We start from the raw sequence: 17,220 nt of genomic DNA on the forward strand, positions 1-17,220 counted from the left end.
GCAACGCAATAAAAAACGCCGCCCATCGTGAGATGAGCGGCGTTTTTTTATGCACGTATGTTTTGCCCTAACCCCTGTGGGAGCGAGCTTGGTCCGGGCGGCGTTCCGACGATGGCGGTAGTACATTCAATATCAATGTTGACTGACACACCGCCATCGTCGGAACGCCGCCCGGACCAAGCTCGCTCCCACAGGTTATGCGGACGACTTGAGTGCTTGTTGCACGGCACCGTCGACGCTCAAGCCGCTGAGAATCACCTGCTCCAGTTCCTGCGTCGGTAACAGCGCGAGAACCGCTTTGGCCTCGTGCTTGAGCCGTGCCAGGATCAACAACTTATCCAGCGCCCGCACTTGCATAAAAAACGCTTCCAGCGCCTCGATGCTGGTGCCATCGAGGTTTGGAGACTCCTCCAGACTGAGAATGATCGTATGAATCGGTGGCGATGCATGCCGGGCCAGGCGCAATGCACCGCCCAGAATGCGCTCCACGTTTGCAAAAAACAGCGCCTCGCTCGGCCTGACGATCAACACTCCGGGGATCTCGCTAGCCTGGGGATGGCGTTGCACGTCGACAAAATCATGGCCGCCGCCCATTTGGCCCAGCACCTGAATATCCGCCGATGACATCTGTTTCAACATCAGCACCACGCTGATCACCACCGCCACCAACAAGCCGTCCAACACACCCAGCACCAGCACCGCCGCCACCGCGCAAATCACCAGTAGCCGATCGCGACGCCAGACGAAATACCGGCCCAATGGCTGCAGGCTCAAGCCGCGTGCCAATGCATGAATGACGATGGCCGCCAGTACCGGCTCGGGGGTCAGGGCAATCCAGGGCAACACCGTCAAGACGATGAGCAACACCACCCCCGCTGCTACCGCGCCCGTCAGACGCGATCCAGCACCAGCCGCCTCATTGGCCGACGTCGCAGAGTAACCGGCGCCCGCCGGCATGCCATGGAACAGGCCCGACAGCACATTGGCTGCACCGAGTGCCAGCAGATCGCGGTTCGAGGACACACGGTCGCCGTGCTTGAGCGCAAACGAGGTGATCGATCCGTAAGACTCGGCGTACAGAATCATCACCATGGCAAACGCCAATTCGCCCAGGCGCAGCCAGTCGGTAAACGGCAGCACAGGAAGGCGCGGCACCTCCAGGCTCAAGTCGATCACGCCAATCAGTTTCACCCCATAAGCGGGCAAGTTCAGCCATTGACCGGCCGCGATGCCAAGCGCCACCACCAGTAAACCTCCTGGCAAACGCCTGACCCGCGTGCACAGCCACAGCACCAGCAAGGACACGGCCGCCACGAGCGCGCCGACCCGGTTCCACTGCGGCAACTGCTCAAGCAGTTGCGCCAGGAAACGGATCAGGTTGCCATTGCTCAAGTGCACGTCAACGATGCTCGCTACTTGCTTGAGGATGATCGTCACTGCCAGACCGAAGGCAAAGCCTCGCAGCACCGGTTTGGCAATAAAAGACGTCACGCTGCCGAGTTTGAACAACCCGGCCAGCAGGAAAAACCCACCCGTCACCAGCACCAGACCGATCGCCAGCGTCATGCGCAGGCCCGAGTCACCATTGGCCAAAGTGGCTGTGGCGGCGGCTAGTACCGCCGCCGAAGACGACGTCGCAGAAACGATGGCAAAACGGCTGGTGCCGAACAGCCCGTAACACAGCAGACCGGTAAATAACGCAATCACGCCGGCCTGGGGCGGTAACGCGGCGATACTTGAATAGGCGACCGCCTCGGGTAACAACAAACCGGCGATCGACAACCCGGCCAACACATCCAGCCAACGGTTGGGCCTATCGGCACGGGGTTGCGCCGATGCGCCGATGCGCCTGAGCCATGAAGCGTCTCCAGAGAAAAATAGACTGGCCGGGAAAAGTCCTCGGCAAACGCTCTATGACGCGTTTATGCAACCTCAAGCTTAATCGCTAAGCGCACGGAATGTCGGCTCTGGGTCAGGTGTTGAGCATTTTCAACGCATAAAAAAACGCCGCCCATCGTGATGATGAGCGGCGTTTTTTTATGCCTGAGCAAATGTGGGACTCACTGCTTTGCTTACCCGAGGACCGCGCGGCCCCAATCGCGAGCAAGCTCGCTCCCACACGGACCGCGCAGAACCTGTGGGAGCGAGCTTGCTCCGGGCGGCGTTCCGACGATAGCGGACTCACAGCCCCCACAGAAACATCAGTGGTGATTCAAACTCAGGCAGTCAGCGAGTAGATCAACGCCGAAATTGCCACCAGGCCCACCGCCGTAACGAAGACGTTGGAAGCCTGACCGCGATAACGCGCCATGGCCGGAACCTTGCGGATCGCGTACATCGGCATCAGGAACAGGATCGCGGCGATGATCGGGCCACCGAGGGTTTCGATCATCCCGAGAATGCTCGGGTTCAGCGTGGCAACGATCCAGCAGACCACCAGCATGAAGGCGGCAGTCATGCGATCCAGAGTCTTCGGTGCCGGGCGCTTGCCACTCTTCACGATCAGACCTTTAAGACCTTCGCTGGCGCCGATGTAATGACCCAGGAACGATTTGGAAATGGCCACGAACGCAATCAACGGCGCCGCGAAGGCGATGGTCGGGTTGCTGAAGTGGTTGGCCAGGTACGACAGGATCGACAGGTTCTGCGCCTTGGCTTCAGCCAATTGCGCTGGCGACAGGGTCAGCACGCAACTGAACACGAAGAACAGCACCATCACCACCATCAAGGCGTGGGCGCGGGACAGGATCTGCGAACTGCGCTCTTCGGCGTGATCGCCATAACGACGCTTCTGGTCCACCGCGAACGCCGAGATGATCGGTGAATGGTTGAACGAGAACACCATCACCGGAATCGCCAGCCACAGCGTGTGCAGCAGTGCCGACGGTTCTGGCAGCGTCGACGCGGTGGCGAGAATGCCGCCGTTCCAGTGGGGAATCAGGAACACCGCGAGGAACAGCAACGCAACAATGAACGGATAAACCATCAGGCTCATGGCCTTGACGATCGCCTGCTCGCCGCAACGAACCACCGCCAACAAGCCGAGGATCAGCACCAACGACAGCACGGCGCGCGGTGGCGGCATGATGTGCAGTTGATGCTCGAGAAAACTGCCCACGGTGTTGGTCAGGGCCACACTGTAGATCAACAGGATCGGGAAGATCGCGAAGAAGTACAGCAAGGTGATCAGCGCGCCAGCCTTGATCCCGAAGTGCTCTTCCACGACTTCAGTGATGTCCGCGCCTTCGCGTCCGGACAACACAAAACGTGTCAGGCCACGGTGTGCGTAAAACGTCATGGGGAACGCCAACACCGCCAGGACCAGCAACGGCCAGAAGCCGCCCAGACCCGCGTTGATCGGCAAAAACAGCGTGCCAGCCCCAATGGCCGTGCCAAACAGGCCCAGCATCCAGGTGGTGTCATGGCGATTCCAGCTCTCAAGCGTCGCTGGTGCCGCCGATACATAGCGTTCGTCGACGCTATTGGCCTGATCATTCATCCGGTGGGATCTCCGCATTCCGGTCAGTTGCTACCCGGTCAGGACGAGTCGGAAAAATCCGACAGGCAGCGCCCTGGCCGAAACAGGGGCGCGATTGTCCGGGATTAATGAGCAGAAGCAAAGACTTAGCTGAGGAGTGGTTGTGCGGATCAGATCCATTGGCACCGTTTATTAAATGGATGTTCATAGGTTTTCAAAATTATTTGGACTTTTTTCACGATCATTGAACAGTCTTTGGGGCCCTGTCGCGACCGGTAGCTATCGGCCAATAGCGCCGGCAACGTGCGATAGGAATGAACCCAAAAACCGTCGTCAACTCACTTATTAAGCTGGGACCAAAGCCCACGGGGCAAATTCCGACCTTGGTATCACAGCCGAAGATTCCACCCAGAGCCAGTCGTTTTGTAGGGGTAAAAACCCGCCAAAAATAAAAAGGGGGCGCGAGATAAAATCTCGTAACCTATTGAATAATATGGTCGGGGCGGAGTGATTCGAACACTCGACCCCTAGCACCCCATCTCCTTTTTTCATACTTCTTGAAAGCTTCCAAAATTTCACTCTGGATTTTTCTAAGCTAGTATTTACTTGAGCTCCAGCGGTGTTCTGCTCTACGGGAGTCCAGTAACGTCCATCCAGAGCCGACTTTTTTGTGGGGGGAAAAGTAGGGGGAGTCCATTTCATGGCCGTTGAACATACAGAGCTATGGGCGCGCGCCGAGCGCTTACTAGCCTAAAAAAGCGCTACGAGCGTGCAGGCGAATGACGAGCCTTTTATCCAGATCACCAGCATCGACTGAACTGAATACCCGTCCCGCATTGCCTTGCACAGTGCCGCGGATTGCTCCGTGCAGTATCCACTCCCGGTGAACGCCGCTGCACTCATGAATTGCCCCATCACCGCCAATGACACCCACGTACGATTGGCTCACTGCCTGACGCCCAGTCCCGCGTACTTACGCAAAATGCGGCTATCGACTTGCCGATATCGGCTTTTTTCACACCAGCCCCCCTCCCTACAGTGTGTACGACTTCAACGGCGAGCAGCGCTCGCCCCGTTCAGGAATCGTGCATGCCCAGCCTGTCTTTGCGTATCGAAAGGATCGACCTGCTCACGCCTCACATTCGTCGCCTGATCCTGGTCGCTGACGCCGGCCACACCCTGCCCGGTTTCACCCCGGGTGCTCATATCGAAGTGCTGATACCAGGCAGTAAACCCATGTGGCGTGCTTACTCGCTGGTCAGCCTGCCTGAGCACCCTCACTACGAGATCGCGGTGCAGCTGGAGGACCAGAGCAGCGGTGGTTCGCGCTGGATGCACGAGGTGCAAGTCGGTCAGCAACTGATGGTACGTGCGCCCAACAACCATTTTCCATTGGTGGCAAATGCCAGTGACTACCTGCTGATCGCGGGAGGGATAGGCATCACCCCAATGCTTGGCATGGCCCGCTCGCTCGCGGCCAGTCAGCAGCCATTCACTTTGCACTATGCCGGTCGCGACGCAGACCGCATGGCGTATCTGGAAGAGGTCCAGGCGCTCGGCACCGCCCGATGCTGGATCAGCGGCGGCGACCCGGCGCGGCGCCTGCCCCTGAACAGCCTGCTGGACTCGCCCATCAGCGGACGTCAGCTTTATGTGTGCGGCCCCAAGTCATTGATCAGCAACGTGCTGCAAACGGCTCGCGCACTGGGCTGGGACGACAGCCAACTGCACAGCGAATTGTTCATCGGCAGCCTCGGCACCGAGACCGAAGCCGGTTTTGAGGTGGAGCTGCGCAGCAGTGGAATAACGCTTCAGGTGGCCGCGGGCAAAAGCGTGCTGGACGCAATGATAGAAGCCGATCTGGACCCGATGTTCGATTGCCGTCGGGGTGACTGTGGGGTGTGCGTGGCCCAAGTGCTCGAAGGCGCCGCTGACCACCGCGATATTTGTCTGTCGGAGCGCGAACGGGCTGACGGCAGCTTCTGCACCTGTGTATCCCGCGCCTCCAGCGCTCGCCTGGTGCTCGATTTGTAAGTGCGTTGCTGTACCACGCACCTCTTTATGGCTGGTTAAAAGGAGACATCATGATTCCCTCGAACGAACAGATCGCGGCACTGATCCGCGACGACAGCGTGCACAAAAGCGTCTACACCGACCCTCAACTGTTTGATCTGGAAATGCAGCGAATCTATGGTCAGGCATGGATCTACGTCGGCCATGAAAGCCAGGTCAAAAACGTCGGTGACTACCACACCACACGCATCGGCGATCAGGACGTGATTTTGGTTCGCGGTGCTGATAAAAACGTCAATGTGCTCTACAACCGTTGCCCGCACAAAGGCGCCAAGCTGGTGGCCGAAGGCGACGGCAACGTCGGCAAGTTCTTCCGCTGCCCTTACCACGCCTGGACCTTCAAACTGGACGGCCAGCACCTTTCGGCACCGTTGAAGAACGGCTTCGAAGGCACCTGCTTCAACCCCCGGCACCCGGACTTTTCAATGGTGAGCCTGGCGCGGGTCGACAGCTATCGGGGCTTCGTGTTCGCCAGCCAGATCGATCATGGTCCAGACCTGAAAAGCTTTCTCGGCGGCGTGATCACTTCCATCGACAACCTCTGCGATCGCTCGCCAGTGGGTGAAGTCGAAGTGGCCGGCGGTATTTTTCGGGTCATGCAGCGTTCCAACTGGAAAGTCTTCTACGAAAACCTCCACGACACCATGCACGCTCGCGTCACGCATGAGTCCTCGGTGGACGCGGCCCGCAGCGAGGCCGAATCCTTGGGAGAAATGCCATTCGAACTGCTGATCATGGACGGCAACGGCGAGCCTTACGATTTCTGGGAGAAGCTCGAACTGCGCGCCTACAACAATGGACATGGTTACATGGAAGCGATCTTCGACCCGGCGGCGGCCGAGCGCGACGAAGTGTCCAAGGCCCACTTCGAATGCCTGAGCGATGCCTATGGCGAAGAACGCGCCCGAGGCATCATGGGGATGAATCGCCACAACACCGTGATCTACGGCAGCGGCTCGCCCCACACCGTGTTCATGCAGTTCCGGGTGATCCGGCCGATGGCCGTCGACCGCACCCTGGTGGAAATCCAGACGTTCCGCTGCAAAGGCGCTCCGGATGCCGTATTTGACCGGGCGCTGACGTACGCCAACGTCATCAACTCGCCCTCCTCCAACGTCATGCCCGACGACGTCGAAGTTTATGCCCGCTGTCAGGAGGGCAACATGACCCGTGGCGGTGAATGGATCAGCATGCATCGTTATGTCGGCACCGACCGCTTGCTGCCCGATGGCGCGGTCTCGACCAATGGCACCAGCGAGCTGCCGATGCGTAACCAGTTCGCCGCCTGGAAGCACTACATGACCGCCACCCTGATCGCCAAGGAGAGCACCCATGCTGCTTGATCGCACCTTCGACGTCTCGACTCACGCCCTGATCCCGGCCCAGGTACCCAACGAAACCTTGCGCGAGATCGAGCAGTTCCTCTATCGCGAAGCACGCCTGCTGGATGAGCGCCGCTTCTGGGAGTGGGACCAACTGTTTACCGATGCGGGCATGTACTGGGTGCCGCACCTGCATGGGCAGGCCGACCCTTTCGAGCACATTTCGCTGTTCTGGGAAAACCGCATGCTGCGCGAAGTGCGCATCCGCCGGGTAGAGAACATACGCAACTGGTCGCAGCAACCACCGACCCGCACGGCTCATCTGGTGGGCAATGTGATGGTCGAAGGACTCGACAGCCAAGGGCTGCTGGTGGTGAGCGCGACGTTCCAGGTCAGCGAATGGCGTCTTGAACAACGCCAGTTGGCCGGGCGCTACACCTACAAGCTGGCCAGTCAGGACAGCGGCGGCTGGAAAATCCAGCTCAAACGGGTTGACCTGATCAACTGCAACGATGTGTTCGCCAACCTTGAGGTCTTTGTCTGATGGGGCGCCCGACCGTATTGGCCCTGCATTATCAGAATGACGTCTTGCATCCTGACGGCCGCATCCGGGTCGGGCTCGCAGCCGATGATCCGGCACGTGACGCCGTGCTGGACGCCGCCATCAGGCTGCAGCAAGGTGCCCGCGCACGGGGCTGGCCGATCATTCATGTGCGCGTGGCGTATCGCCCGGACTATGCCGACCTGGTACAGAACGCGCCGATCCTGCGTGCCGTCGCGGCCAGTGGTGCCGTCCAGGAAGGCACTTGGGGCGCGCAGTTCCATGACGCGTTGCAACCGCTGGAAGGCCCGGACGAGTTCGTCGTCACTCATACCCGCATCAACGCGTTTTACGGCACACCGCTGGACACCCTGTTGCGTCAGCTCGAAACGCGACAGTTGCTGATCGCCGGCGTCGCCACCCACTCGGTGGTGGAAAGCACGGTACGGCATGCCGTCGATTGCGGTTTCGAGGTCACGGTGCTCGCCGACGCCTGCGCCGCCGCCCGCCCCGCGACTCATCTGGCGGCGCTGGACAGCATGCGGTTTATCGCCACTGTCACGGATGTCGCAAGCTCTCTGGAGTCAATGCCATGAAGTCCATTCCTACTGCCAACCTGCAAGGTCAGGTGGCGATTGTCACGGGCAGCACCCAGGGCCTGGGTACTGACATTGCTCGTCAACTGTTAAACGCCGGCGCCAGCGTCATGCTGGTCGGCCGCAACCGTGACACCGGGGCGGCACTGGCCAGTGAGTTGGGTGAGCGGTGTCGCTTTGTCGCCTGCAATGTCGAACTGGACGAGGATATCGACGACTGTATCGACACAACGCTGGCCGCCTTCGGCCGTCTCGACATTCTGGTCAATAACGCCTGTGTCTACGACGATCAGGGGCTACAGTCAGACCGCGAGCAATGGTTGAACACCCTCAACATCAACCTGGTGTCGGCGGCAATTTTCGTACAGAAAGCCACGCCACACATGAATGAAGGCGGCACGGTGATCAACATCGGAAGCACCGGCGGTAAGTTCGGCGCGGCCGGGCGAGCCCTGTACCCGGCGTCCAAGGCCGGATTGCTGCAGCTGACCCGAAACCTTGCGGTGAGCCTGGCACCGGCTTCGATCCGGGTCATCAGCGTCTCGCCGGCCTGGACCTGGTCGCCATCGGTGGCGAACCTGAGCGGCGGCGACCTTGCAGTGGCCGACCGTGTAGGGGCTACCTTTCACCCGCTTGGGCGCGTCGGGCGCGGCGAGGAGATTGGCCAGGTGGTCGCCTTTCTGTGCAGCCATGGCGCGTCCTGGATTACCGGGGTGGACATTCCGGTGGACGGCGGTTTCTCGATCCTCGGCCCCGATCAGGGCCTCTCGCCCCGCGTGTGGTTCGAGCGTTTGCGTGACCCGGCCTGAATCGCTCGACAGCTCCCATTGAACAACGCCAATAAAACCTGATGATGAGTCGATAACGAGGTAACACCATGGGCAAGATGATCACCGTAAAAGCCAGCGACGGCAGCGGCAGCTTCACCGGTTACCTGGCGCTACCCGCCAGCGGCAAGGGCCCCGGCGTGGTAATCGGCCAGGAAATTTTCGGCATCAACGCCAACATGCACGAAGTGGCCGATTTTTACGCCGAGGAAGGGTATGTAGCCCTTGTGCCGGACCTGTTCTGGCGACTGGAACCGGGCGTAGAACTGGGCTACACCGAAGCCGACTTCGCCCGTGCCATCGAGCTGTTTCAGCGCATGGACGTGGACAAGGCTGTCGATGACATCGACGCCAGTTTCAAGGCACTCAGCGATTTGCCCGAAGTCGAGGACGTCGGTTTCGGCTATGTGGGTTTCTGCATGGGCGGCAAGCTGGCCTACCTGACGGCGACGAGAACCGACGCCGCCTGCTCGGTGGGCTATTACGGCATGGGCATTGAACAGTTGCTCGACGAAGCCGACAACATCAAAGGCCGCCTGGTGCTGCACTTCGCCGAACAGGATGGCTACTGCGATGCCAATGCCCGCCTGCAGATCAGTCAGCGCCTGGGCAGCCACAACAACGTCGAGATTTACACCTACCCCGACGTCGACCATGCCTTCGCCCGCAACGGTGGCATGCACTATAACAAGCCAGCCGCGTTGATGGCCCATCAGCGCAGCATCGCAGCGCTCAAGCAGGCAATCGGCCCGAATTACAACCTGTCCGAGCTGTGGGAAAAGCACATCGAATTCGAGTTTGCCGTTCGCGATGTCCCGGCGACCATGGCGACCATGGTTGCCGAACCTTACGTCAACCACATTCCGACCATGACTGGTGGCGTGGGCTACCGCGAATTGAGCCGTTTCTATCAGAACCATTTTGTCCATGCCAATCCGCCGGACATGAAGCTGGTGCCCATCTCTCGCACTGTTGGCGCCTCGCAAATCGTCGACGAGTTCGTGATGTGTTTCACCCACACCAGCGAAATCGACTGGATGCTGCCCAACGTCGCACCGACTGGTCAATACGTCGAAATACCGATGCTCGGGGTCATCAAGTTCCGTGGTGACAAGCTGTGTCACGAACACATTTATTGGGACCAGGCCAGCGTTCTGGTGCAGGTCGGCCTGCTCGACCCCACCGGGCTGCCCGTGGCCGGTATCGAAACGGCGAAGAAACTGCTCGACGAACAACGGCCGTCCAATACGCTAATGGGCAAATGGGCGGACAGCACCGAACAGTAATCGAACACTGCCCCTTGTAGGAGCGAGCTTGCTCCTACAAGGGGCAGCGTTTGATTATCTGATGGCAGCCGTCTGATGCGGGAGTTCGCCAAAGCGTTCACGGTAATAACGGGCGAAACGCCCGAGATGGCCAAAGCCATGTTCCAGGGCGACTTCGGTAATGCTCACGTCGCAACGACCGAGCAAACGATCACGCACCGCTTCAAGCCGCAGGTTGCGCAACCGCTCCATGGGCGTTTGTCCGTAACAGCGCTGGCACAGGGTGTTGAGGCTGCGCTCGCTCATCCCCGCCGCAGCTGCCAGTTCGCCCAAGGATAGTGCGTCACCCAGACGACTGCGCATCAAGTCTTCGATCTTATGCAACTGCCGCAAGGCCTGGCGCTGTGCCGGCGACTCAACGACCGCCATCGGCGACCCGTCGACTTTCGGTGGATGGGTCAGCAGGAACAGCGGCAGGCTTTCTTCCAGATGTCGCAACCAGTGCGCATGCACCGGCTCGCCCGCGCTGGCCCCCAGTTGCTCAAGCAAATCATCGACCAAACGCAACCAGCCACGCGCCTGACCGGTGTCGAGCCGGTACGCGGGTGGCAAGCTGAAATCGGCGGCCAGCCCGCCTTCGTCCACCAGCCGTTCCTGCATCAGCCTCAACAATGAGCGCGGCACCTTGAGCAGCAACTGTTCGCAGCCACTGTGCCAGACCAGTCGCGCCTGTCGATTGGGCGAAAGCACGGCCACCTGACCCGCCTCCAGCTCCAGCTCCAGCCCGTCGCACTCGATACTCGCCCGCCCGCGCAAAGGCATCTGCATCAAGACGAAATCGGTAAAAGGCCGTGGCCGTACCTCAACCTCGGCGCCATAACGCAGGACAAACAATTGGCAACGCCCCACTTCAGCGCGAAAAAACGCCGTGTCGACATTGCCGCTGCGCCAACTCAGATCGTGTTCGACCAACTCACGGGCGAGCAGCCGATGACTTTCTTGCCGCGAGCGGCTGGTAAAGACCGGTGTCTGGCACAACCTCGACAGATCAAGCCCCGTGCCAGCGCCTGGCATAGGGTGAACCGATAGCCCAGCCATGGCTCAAAGCGACCGGTTTCGGCGAGCTTCGTTACGTTGCAGGGTAGTGCTCGGGGTTTCATCGAACAGCTTGCGATACTCGCTGGAGAACCGTCCCAAGTGGGTGAATCCCCACCCCATGGCGATCACCGAAATGTTGCGCGCCGAATTGTCCTCGAGGATTTCCTGGCGCACAGCACCCAGCCGGTGCTTCTTCAGATACGCCATCGGCGACATGCCGAAGTATTTCTTGAAACCTTCGAACAGCTTGAACCGCGACACACCGGAAATCGCCTCAATGTCTTCCAGGTGCAGCGCTTCGCGGGCATTTTCGTGGATGTACTGCTTGGCGCGAATCAGGTAGTGCGGCAACTTGACGCCGAGCACATCGCGCAACTCTTCGGAGTAGTTATTCGGCTGGGCGAGGATCAACCCCTTGATCAGCGAACTCTCGATGTCGCGTGTGAAAAACGTCTGGTCATACAGCTCGCGGCTGCGCTCCAGTTCGCCGATAAAGTAGCGCGCCATGCGCCACCAGGAGGCAGAAGAACCGTTGACGGCGTCCATCACCGGTTCGAAACGCAAGGGGGTTTCCAAGGGTCGCTGCAACATGTCTTCAAGGGATTTGCGCATGGCCGCGCGGGTTATGACGACCTGGATCTTGCGGCAATCACCGTTGATCGTCAGTTCCTGGTTTTCGTGAGGCGACACGATGATTGCGCAGTCCCGATCAGACGTTACCTGACAGCCGCTCTTGCTCAAGTGCTGTTCACCGACGAGGGGCAGACTGAGGCTGTAGCTGCTCAGGTGTTCGGCGTCTTCGATGCCGACCGTGACGTCGGTGCCGTACTCGATCATCCCCAGCGTGGTGGACATAGATTTGAGTACATTGCCGCTGTGATGGAACTGAATGCGATTGGGATGGCTGGTCTTGAGCAGATGCGGCCCACAGATCCCGGCCATCCACTGCCGCGCACCATTGAGGTCATAACGCTCGATACGAATGTCACGAACATGTACATCAGGACTTGTACTCATCACGGGGCACCCACGGCTGTTTTATGAACGCGCTCTAACGGCACGCCTCTGTTTGAAAGAGCAATCTTCATGCCGCGTGCCTACCTCCGAGGGCCGGCCGAAATACACGGATAACATTCACCGAATAATCGGATAGGGACAGTGCATCGCCAGGACCGTCCATGCCCCTGAACGCCCTTCTCACGCCGTAAACACAGGTATGGCGCTGCAAAAAAGAGCAGACGCCCACCGGTCGGCACAATAGGCATGCATTGAACACCAGGCGTGATTGGGTATTACCTGCCCAGATGAGCAGGCAGGTGTTACCCCCTGGAATTGTTGAAGCGCAGAAGCCCGAAGTCTTGCTCGGGTGGGGCTGATCGCTTACCAGAATTTCCAGGTGTAGGTGGTGATAAGGCGGTTTTCGTCGAAGTCATTACCGTGTCGGAACTTGACGTTGATGTTGCGCAGTTCGACGCCAAGGTTCTTCAGCGGGCCTTCCTGAACCACGTAGGACAGGTAGATATTTCGCTCCGATTCGCTGTTGTCGCTGAGGGCGCCGCGATCGATGTCGGTGCCGCGCATGTAACGCGTCATCAGCTTCAAACCCGGCACACCCACACCAGCGAAATCGAAGTCATAGCGTGCCTGCCAGGATTTTTCGTTGGGTTTGACGAAAGCGATGGCGGACCAGTTCACCAGGTAAGGCTGCGGCGCGTAACCATTCAGGGTCGGGAACGTGCTGTCGCCGAGCATCCGCTGATAACCCAGGCCAAAGGAGTGTGCACCTTTGCGCACGGTGGTCATGGCGCCATAGGAGCGGTTATCGATGCGACCGTACAGGGCGTCGCCATCTTCCTTGTTGTTGAAATAACGCAAATCGGTTTTCAAAGCGTAACCGCCGCCCAGGTCTGCCAGGTAGGTTGCACCCAGATAATGCTGGCGATAGATGTCTTCCAACTGACCGTAGAAATAGGTCCCGGTCAGCGCCGGCGTGAACGCGTAGCTGGCACCGCCAAAGTTCAAACCGTCGCTGCGGCGTTGTACGTCAGGCCCGTTGAACAAGTACATTTTTTCGCTGTTGGAGGATTCGCGACCGCTGATTTCGGTCAAGCGCCCGCCCGTCAGCGTCAGCTTGTCCACCTCCTTGGACTCGATCAGGGTGCCGTGATACGTGGTGACCAGTTGCCGCGAATCGTCGGTGTAGGCCACCGGCAGCGTTGGCCGATGCTCACCGTATTTCAACTCGGTTTTGGAATGGCGCACCTTCGCAGTGTAGCCGCCACGGCCATAGTCGGTCGCTTGCTCTTGCTTGCTGACGCTATAGGGAATGATGCTGTCAGGCCCCCTGCCACCACCGCCGTCGAGCCGGTAGGCGTACTGCATCGAAGCATCCAGGCCAAACTGCAGCGGCCCCTCGGTGTAGCCCGAGATGAAGCGCAGGTCGAAGCCCTGGGTCCAGCTGCCGACGCGGGAATTCTTCGGGTTTTCGCCCTTGAAGTCGCGATCGATATAAAAGTTGCGCAAGCCCAGCGCCAAATGGCTGTCCTCAACGAAATCCGCCTGGGCCATCATCGGTGTAATTATTCCGGCCAGGCTGGCCGTCTGCACGCAACAGGTAAACCAACTCGCTTGAAACATAACTTATCCCCTCTTATTTAATGTGCGAACACATCAAGTAGCGGCGCGACCAAAGTGATCACTCCAATAGTTGGCAGTTGTTTCTTTATTAAAATATTCAGCATGAGTCGTTATGGTTGATGTCGATCCGGCGAGACAGCCGATACGCATCGAGAACGATTAGGCAGCATTGGCGCCAGAGTCTCTATCCTGTTAATTCGAGACTCATATCCGCTTACTTCGATTTATCAATCTCTCCTCGTTCGCCCTACCGCTCCCAGCCAGCTATGTATGAGCCAACGCACGCTGGCCAATTTTATGGACTGTGTTTGCCGACTAAGCGGATAGACCCCGACGCGGGCAACTTATTTAATGCAGACACGAGCAACTTATTGAACGCACGAATTATCCCGATGCAACGAGGTATCGATTAATGAGCAGTGCCAAAAGCGTCGAACAGTGGAAAAGTTTTATTGAAGGCTGCCTGGACTTCCGGCCAGCGGAAGGCATCTTCCGAATTGCCCGGGATATGTTTACCGAGCCAGATTTGTTTGATCTGGAAATGGAACTGATCTTCGAGAAAAACTGGATCTACGCCTGCCACGAAAGCGAAATCGCCAACAAGCATGATTTCATGACCATGCGCGCCGGGCGTCAGCCGATGATCATCACCCGCGACGGCGACGGCCAACTCAACGCACTGATCAACGCCTGCCAGCACCGGGGCACAACCCTGACCCGCGTCGGCAAGGGCAACCAGTCCACCTTCACCTGCCCGTTCCATGCATGGTGTTACAAAAGCGATGGTCGCCTGGTCAAGGTCAAGGCGCCAGGTGAATATCCGGAAGGCTTCGACAAAGCCACCCGAGGCCTGAAAAAAGCCCGCATCGAAAGCTACAAAGGGTTTGTGTTTGTCAGCCTCAATGTAGAAGGCACTGACTCGCTGCAAGACTTCCTCGGCGACGCCAAGGTGTTCTTCGACATGATGGTCGCCCAGTCGCCCACCGGTGAACTGGAAGTGCTGCCGGGCAAGTCCGCCTACACCTACGACGGCAACTGGAAACTGCAGAACGAAAACGGTCTGGACGGTTATCACGTCAGCACCGTGCACTACAACTACGTGGCCACCGTGCAGCATCGCCAGCAGGTCAATACCGAGAAAGGCCTGGCCGGGGCTGACACCCTGGATTACAGCAAGCTCGGCGCTGGCGACAAGGAAACCGACGACGGCTGGTTTGCCTTCCACAACGGCCACAGCGTGCTGTTCAGCGATATGCCCAACCCGGCAGTACGTCCCGGTTACAACACAATCATGCCGCGCCTGCTCGAGGAGTACGGTCAGGGCAAGGCCGAATGGATGATGCACCGGCTGCGCAACCTGAACATCTACCCGAGCATGTTCTTCCTCGACCAGATCAGCTCGCAGCTGCGCATTATTCGTCCGATCGCCTGGAACAAGACCGAGATCAACAGCTTCTGCCTGGGCGTGGTCGGCGAGTCGGATGCCGATCGGGAAAACCGCATTCGTCAGTTCGAAGACTTCTTCAACGTGTCCGGCATGGGCACCCCTGACGACCTGGTGGAATTTCGCGAAGCCCAGCGCGGTTTCCAGGCACGTCTGGAGCGCTGGAGCGACATTTCCCGTGGCGTGGGCAAATGGGTCGAGGGGGCGACGCCCAACAGCGAAACCATTGGCATCTCACCGGCGCTGACCGGCACCGAGTTCACCCATGAAGGCCTCTACGTCAATCAACATGGCAACTGGCAGCGCTTCATGCTCGAAGGTCTGGCGCGCAAAGCCGCCGAAGAGCAACCGTTGAAACTGCGTGAGGTGTGAACATGAATTCGCAACTGCAATACCGCATCGAGCAATTTTTCTACCGCAACGCTGAAGCCTGCGACGCCCAGGACTGGGATACGTACTTGTCGATGTTCAGCGACGACAGCGAGTTCCACCTGCCGCAATGGGACTCGGAGCATGTCTACACCACCGACCCGAAAAAAGGCATGTCGCTGATTTACTACCCCAACCGTGGCGGCCTCGAAGACCGGGTGTTCCGTATTCGCACCGGCAAGGCTGCATCGACCATTCCGATGCCGCGCACCCTGCACCTGATCAGCAATGTGAGGATTGCGCCACTGGACAACGATGAGCTGGAGGTGCGGGTCAGCTGGCACACCCTCTACTACCGCTTGCAAACCGCCGAGCAGTTCTTCGGTCGCGCCACCTACCGCCTGCGGCCCGATGGCGAGAGCTGGAAGATCAGCCGCAAGCATGTGGTGCTACTCAACGACACGATCAACTCGGTGCTCGATTTTTATCACCTCTGACTGGCGGAAATCTGGATTATGAGTCACAAGGTCGCGTTCAGTTTTGCCGATGGCAAAACCTTGTTCTTCCCGGTGCAGAACAATGAAATCCTGCTCGATGCGGCGCTGCGCAACGGCATCAATATCCCGCTCGACTGCCGGGAAGGCGTGTGCGGGACATGTCAGGGACGCTGCGAGTCGGGCCAGTACAGTCAGGACTATGTCGACGATGAAGCGCTGTCGGCCGACGACCTGCGCCAGCGCAAAATGCTGACCTGCCAGACCCGCGTCCAATCCGATGCAGCGTTCTACTTCGACTTCGCCTCCAGCCTGTGCAATGCGCCGGGCCCGGAGCGGCTCAAGGGCATCGTGCGGGCCGTCGAGCAGGTATCGCCAAATACCGCGATCCTGCATCTGGACGCCGGAGCCGATGGCCAGCAACTGGACTTTTTGCCCGGCCAGTACGCTCGACTGCAAGTGCCGGGCACAGACGGCCAGCGCTCCTACTCATTCGCCAACCGCCCCAATGGCAGCAACCAGTTGCAGTTCCTGATCCGGCTGCTGCCTGACGGGCTGATGAGCAATTACATCCGCGAGCGCAGCCTGATCGGCGACGAGATCATGCTGGAAGCCCCCCTCGGTGCCTTTTACCTGCGCCACGTCGACAAGCCGTTAGTGTTTGTCGCCGGCGGCACCGGGCTCTCGGCGTTCCTGGGCATGCTCGATGAACTCGCGGAGCGTGGTGGGTGCGGGCATCCGGTGCATCTGTACTACGGCGTGCGTAACGCCGCCGACCTTTGCGAAACCGCGCGCATCGCAGCCTACGCAGAGCGTATTCCCGGTTTTCGCTTCACCCCGGTCATCAGCGATCCATCCCCGGACTGGAGGGGAAAACGCGGCTACATCACCGAGCATTTCGACCTCGCCGAGTTTCGTGATCAGGACCTGGACATGTACCTCTGCGGCCCACCGCCGATGGTCGAGTCGATCAAGCAATGGCTGGCTGGCCAAGCGCTGGACCAGACGCGCCTGTACTACGAGAAATTCACCGAAAGCAACACCTGACACTGGAACCCACAGCCAAAACAAATTTC

The 17,220-nt window shown here is 59.1% G+C and carries 14 protein-coding genes; 9 read left to right on the forward strand and 5 right to left on the reverse strand.

Annotation, left to right across the window (positions count from 1 at the left end; genetic code table 11):
- Positions 1 to 195: 195 nt before the first annotated feature.
- Both CUN63_RS30125 and CUN63_RS30130 read right to left on the reverse strand, forming a co-directional pair.
- Positions 196 to 1,845 (reverse strand): SulP family inorganic anion transporter, encoded by a 1,650-nt coding sequence (locus CUN63_RS30125; protein ID WP_129444791.1) that lies wholly within the window; start codon positions 1,843 to 1,845, stop codon positions 196 to 198.
- A 373-nt stretch (positions 1,846 to 2,218) separates the two neighbouring features.
- Complete coding sequence (locus CUN63_RS30130; RefSeq protein ID WP_033054568.1) at positions 2,219 to 3,499, reverse strand: serine/threonine transporter; 1,281 nt, start codon at positions 3,497 to 3,499, stop codon at positions 2,219 to 2,221.
- A gap of 1,068 nt (positions 3,500 to 4,567) precedes the next feature.
- Here CUN63_RS30130 and CUN63_RS30135 point away from each other — a divergent pair.
- The 6 genes from CUN63_RS30135 to CUN63_RS30160 all read left to right on the forward strand — a co-directional run bounded on the left by CUN63_RS30135 (position 4,568) and on the right by CUN63_RS30160 (position 10,123).
- The gene (locus tag CUN63_RS30135; protein ID WP_129444792.1) at positions 4,568 to 5,512 is read left to right on the forward strand and encodes a PDR/VanB family oxidoreductase; all 945 of its coding nucleotides are present in this window, start codon (positions 4,568 to 4,570) and stop codon (positions 5,510 to 5,512) included.
- Between the two features lie 50 nt (positions 5,513 to 5,562).
- A complete protein-coding gene (locus tag CUN63_RS30140) occupies positions 5,563 to 6,894 on the forward strand; it encodes an aromatic ring-hydroxylating dioxygenase subunit alpha (protein ID WP_109633064.1) in 1,332 nt (443 codons plus the stop codon).
- Complete coding sequence (locus CUN63_RS30145) at positions 6,884 to 7,417, forward strand: aromatic-ring-hydroxylating dioxygenase subunit beta (RefSeq protein ID WP_129444793.1); 534 nt, start codon at positions 6,884 to 6,886, stop codon at positions 7,415 to 7,417. Before CUN63_RS30140 ends, CUN63_RS30145 begins: the two co-directional genes overlap by 11 nt.
- Positions 7,417 to 8,010: a cysteine hydrolase family protein gene (locus CUN63_RS30150; RefSeq protein WP_129444794.1), complete on the forward strand. Its 594-nt coding sequence runs from the start codon at positions 7,417 to 7,419 to the stop codon at positions 8,008 to 8,010. Before CUN63_RS30145 ends, CUN63_RS30150 begins: the two co-directional genes overlap by 1 nt.
- A complete protein-coding gene (locus CUN63_RS30155; RefSeq protein ID WP_129444795.1) occupies positions 8,007 to 8,819 on the forward strand; it encodes an SDR family oxidoreductase in 813 nt (270 codons plus the stop codon). Before CUN63_RS30150 ends, CUN63_RS30155 begins: the two co-directional genes overlap by 4 nt.
- A gap of 68 nt (positions 8,820 to 8,887) precedes the next feature.
- Positions 8,888 to 10,123, forward strand: a complete 1,236-nt coding sequence (locus CUN63_RS30160) for a dienelactone hydrolase family protein (protein ID WP_129444796.1) — start codon at positions 8,888 to 8,890, stop codon at positions 10,121 to 10,123.
- Positions 10,124 to 10,177: 54 nt separating this feature from the next.
- Here CUN63_RS30160 and CUN63_RS30165 read toward each other — a convergent pair whose 3' ends face one another.
- The 3 genes from CUN63_RS30165 to CUN63_RS30175 all read right to left on the reverse strand — a co-directional run bounded on the left by CUN63_RS30165 (position 10,178) and on the right by CUN63_RS30175 (position 13,837).
- Positions 10,178 to 11,200, reverse strand: coding sequence for an AraC family transcriptional regulator (locus CUN63_RS30165; protein ID WP_218570138.1), 1,023 nt, complete (start codon positions 11,198 to 11,200; stop codon positions 10,178 to 10,180).
- 3 nt (positions 11,201 to 11,203) lie between these two features.
- Positions 11,204 to 12,217, reverse strand: a complete 1,014-nt coding sequence (locus CUN63_RS30170) for an AraC family transcriptional regulator (RefSeq protein ID WP_178082687.1) — start codon at positions 12,215 to 12,217, stop codon at positions 11,204 to 11,206.
- A gap of 363 nt (positions 12,218 to 12,580) precedes the next feature.
- Positions 12,581 to 13,837 (reverse strand): OprD family porin, encoded by a 1,257-nt coding sequence (locus CUN63_RS30175; protein ID WP_129444797.1) that lies wholly within the window; start codon positions 13,835 to 13,837, stop codon positions 12,581 to 12,583.
- A 412-nt stretch (positions 13,838 to 14,249) separates the two neighbouring features.
- Here CUN63_RS30175 and antA point away from each other — a divergent pair, with 412 nt between their 5' ends.
- From antA to antC, 3 genes are read left to right on the forward strand one after another with little or no spacing between them, the layout of a single operon-like run.
- Entirely contained in the window at positions 14,250 to 15,653 is a 1,404-nt protein-coding gene (antA, locus tag CUN63_RS30180; RefSeq protein WP_129444798.1) for an anthranilate 1,2-dioxygenase large subunit, read from the forward strand.
- Positions 15,654 to 15,655: 2 nt separating this feature from the next.
- The gene (antB, locus tag CUN63_RS30185) at positions 15,656 to 16,147 is read left to right on the forward strand and encodes an anthranilate 1,2-dioxygenase small subunit (RefSeq protein ID WP_129444799.1); all 492 of its coding nucleotides are present in this window, start codon (positions 15,656 to 15,658) and stop codon (positions 16,145 to 16,147) included.
- 18 nt (positions 16,148 to 16,165) lie between these two features.
- Positions 16,166 to 17,191, forward strand: coding sequence for an anthranilate 1,2-dioxygenase electron transfer component AntC (gene antC, locus CUN63_RS30190; protein ID WP_129444800.1), 1,026 nt, complete (start codon positions 16,166 to 16,168; stop codon positions 17,189 to 17,191).
- Positions 17,192 to 17,220 lie beyond the last annotated feature (29 nt).

Origin of the sequence: Pseudomonas sp. ACM7 (genome assembly GCF_004136015.1) — a bacterium.
Taxonomy (GTDB): domain Bacteria; phylum Pseudomonadota; class Gammaproteobacteria; order Pseudomonadales; family Pseudomonadaceae; genus Aquipseudomonas; species Aquipseudomonas frigoris.

Excerpts from the sequence above, each read along its gene's own strand:
- CUN63_RS30170 (WP_178082687.1), bottom strand. The coding sequence starts at position 12,217 with ATGAGTACAAGTCCTGATGTACATGTTCGTGACATTCGTATCGAGCGT.
- CUN63_RS30160 (WP_129444796.1), top strand. The coding sequence starts at position 8,888 with ATGGGCAAGATGATCACCGTAAAAGCCAGCGACGGCAGCGGCAGCTTC.
- CUN63_RS30145 (WP_129444793.1), top strand. The coding sequence starts at position 6,884 with ATGCTGCTTGATCGCACCTTCGACGTCTCGACTCACGCCCTGATCCCG.
- CUN63_RS30175 (WP_129444797.1), bottom strand. The coding sequence starts at position 13,837 with ATGTTTCAAGCGAGTTGGTTTACCTGTTGCGTGCAGACGGCCAGCCTG.
- CUN63_RS30140 (WP_109633064.1), top strand. The coding sequence starts at position 5,563 with ATGATTCCCTCGAACGAACAGATCGCGGCACTGATCCGCGACGACAGC.
- CUN63_RS30130 (WP_033054568.1), bottom strand. The coding sequence starts at position 3,499 with ATGAATGATCAGGCCAATAGCGTCGACGAACGCTATGTATCGGCGGCA.
- CUN63_RS30135 (WP_129444792.1), top strand. The coding sequence starts at position 4,568 with ATGCCCAGCCTGTCTTTGCGTATCGAAAGGATCGACCTGCTCACGCCT.
- CUN63_RS30155 (WP_129444795.1), top strand. The coding sequence starts at position 8,007 with ATGAAGTCCATTCCTACTGCCAACCTGCAAGGTCAGGTGGCGATTGTC.
- CUN63_RS30150 (WP_129444794.1), top strand. The coding sequence starts at position 7,417 with ATGGGGCGCCCGACCGTATTGGCCCTGCATTATCAGAATGACGTCTTG.
- antC (WP_129444800.1), top strand. The coding sequence starts at position 16,166 with ATGAGTCACAAGGTCGCGTTCAGTTTTGCCGATGGCAAAACCTTGTTC.
- antA (WP_129444798.1), top strand. The coding sequence starts at position 14,250 with ATGAGCAGTGCCAAAAGCGTCGAACAGTGGAAAAGTTTTATTGAAGGC.
- antB (WP_129444799.1), top strand. The coding sequence starts at position 15,656 with ATGAATTCGCAACTGCAATACCGCATCGAGCAATTTTTCTACCGCAAC.
- CUN63_RS30165 (WP_218570138.1), bottom strand. The coding sequence starts at position 11,200 with ATGGCTGGGCTATCGGTTCACCCTATGCCAGGCGCTGGCACGGGGCTT.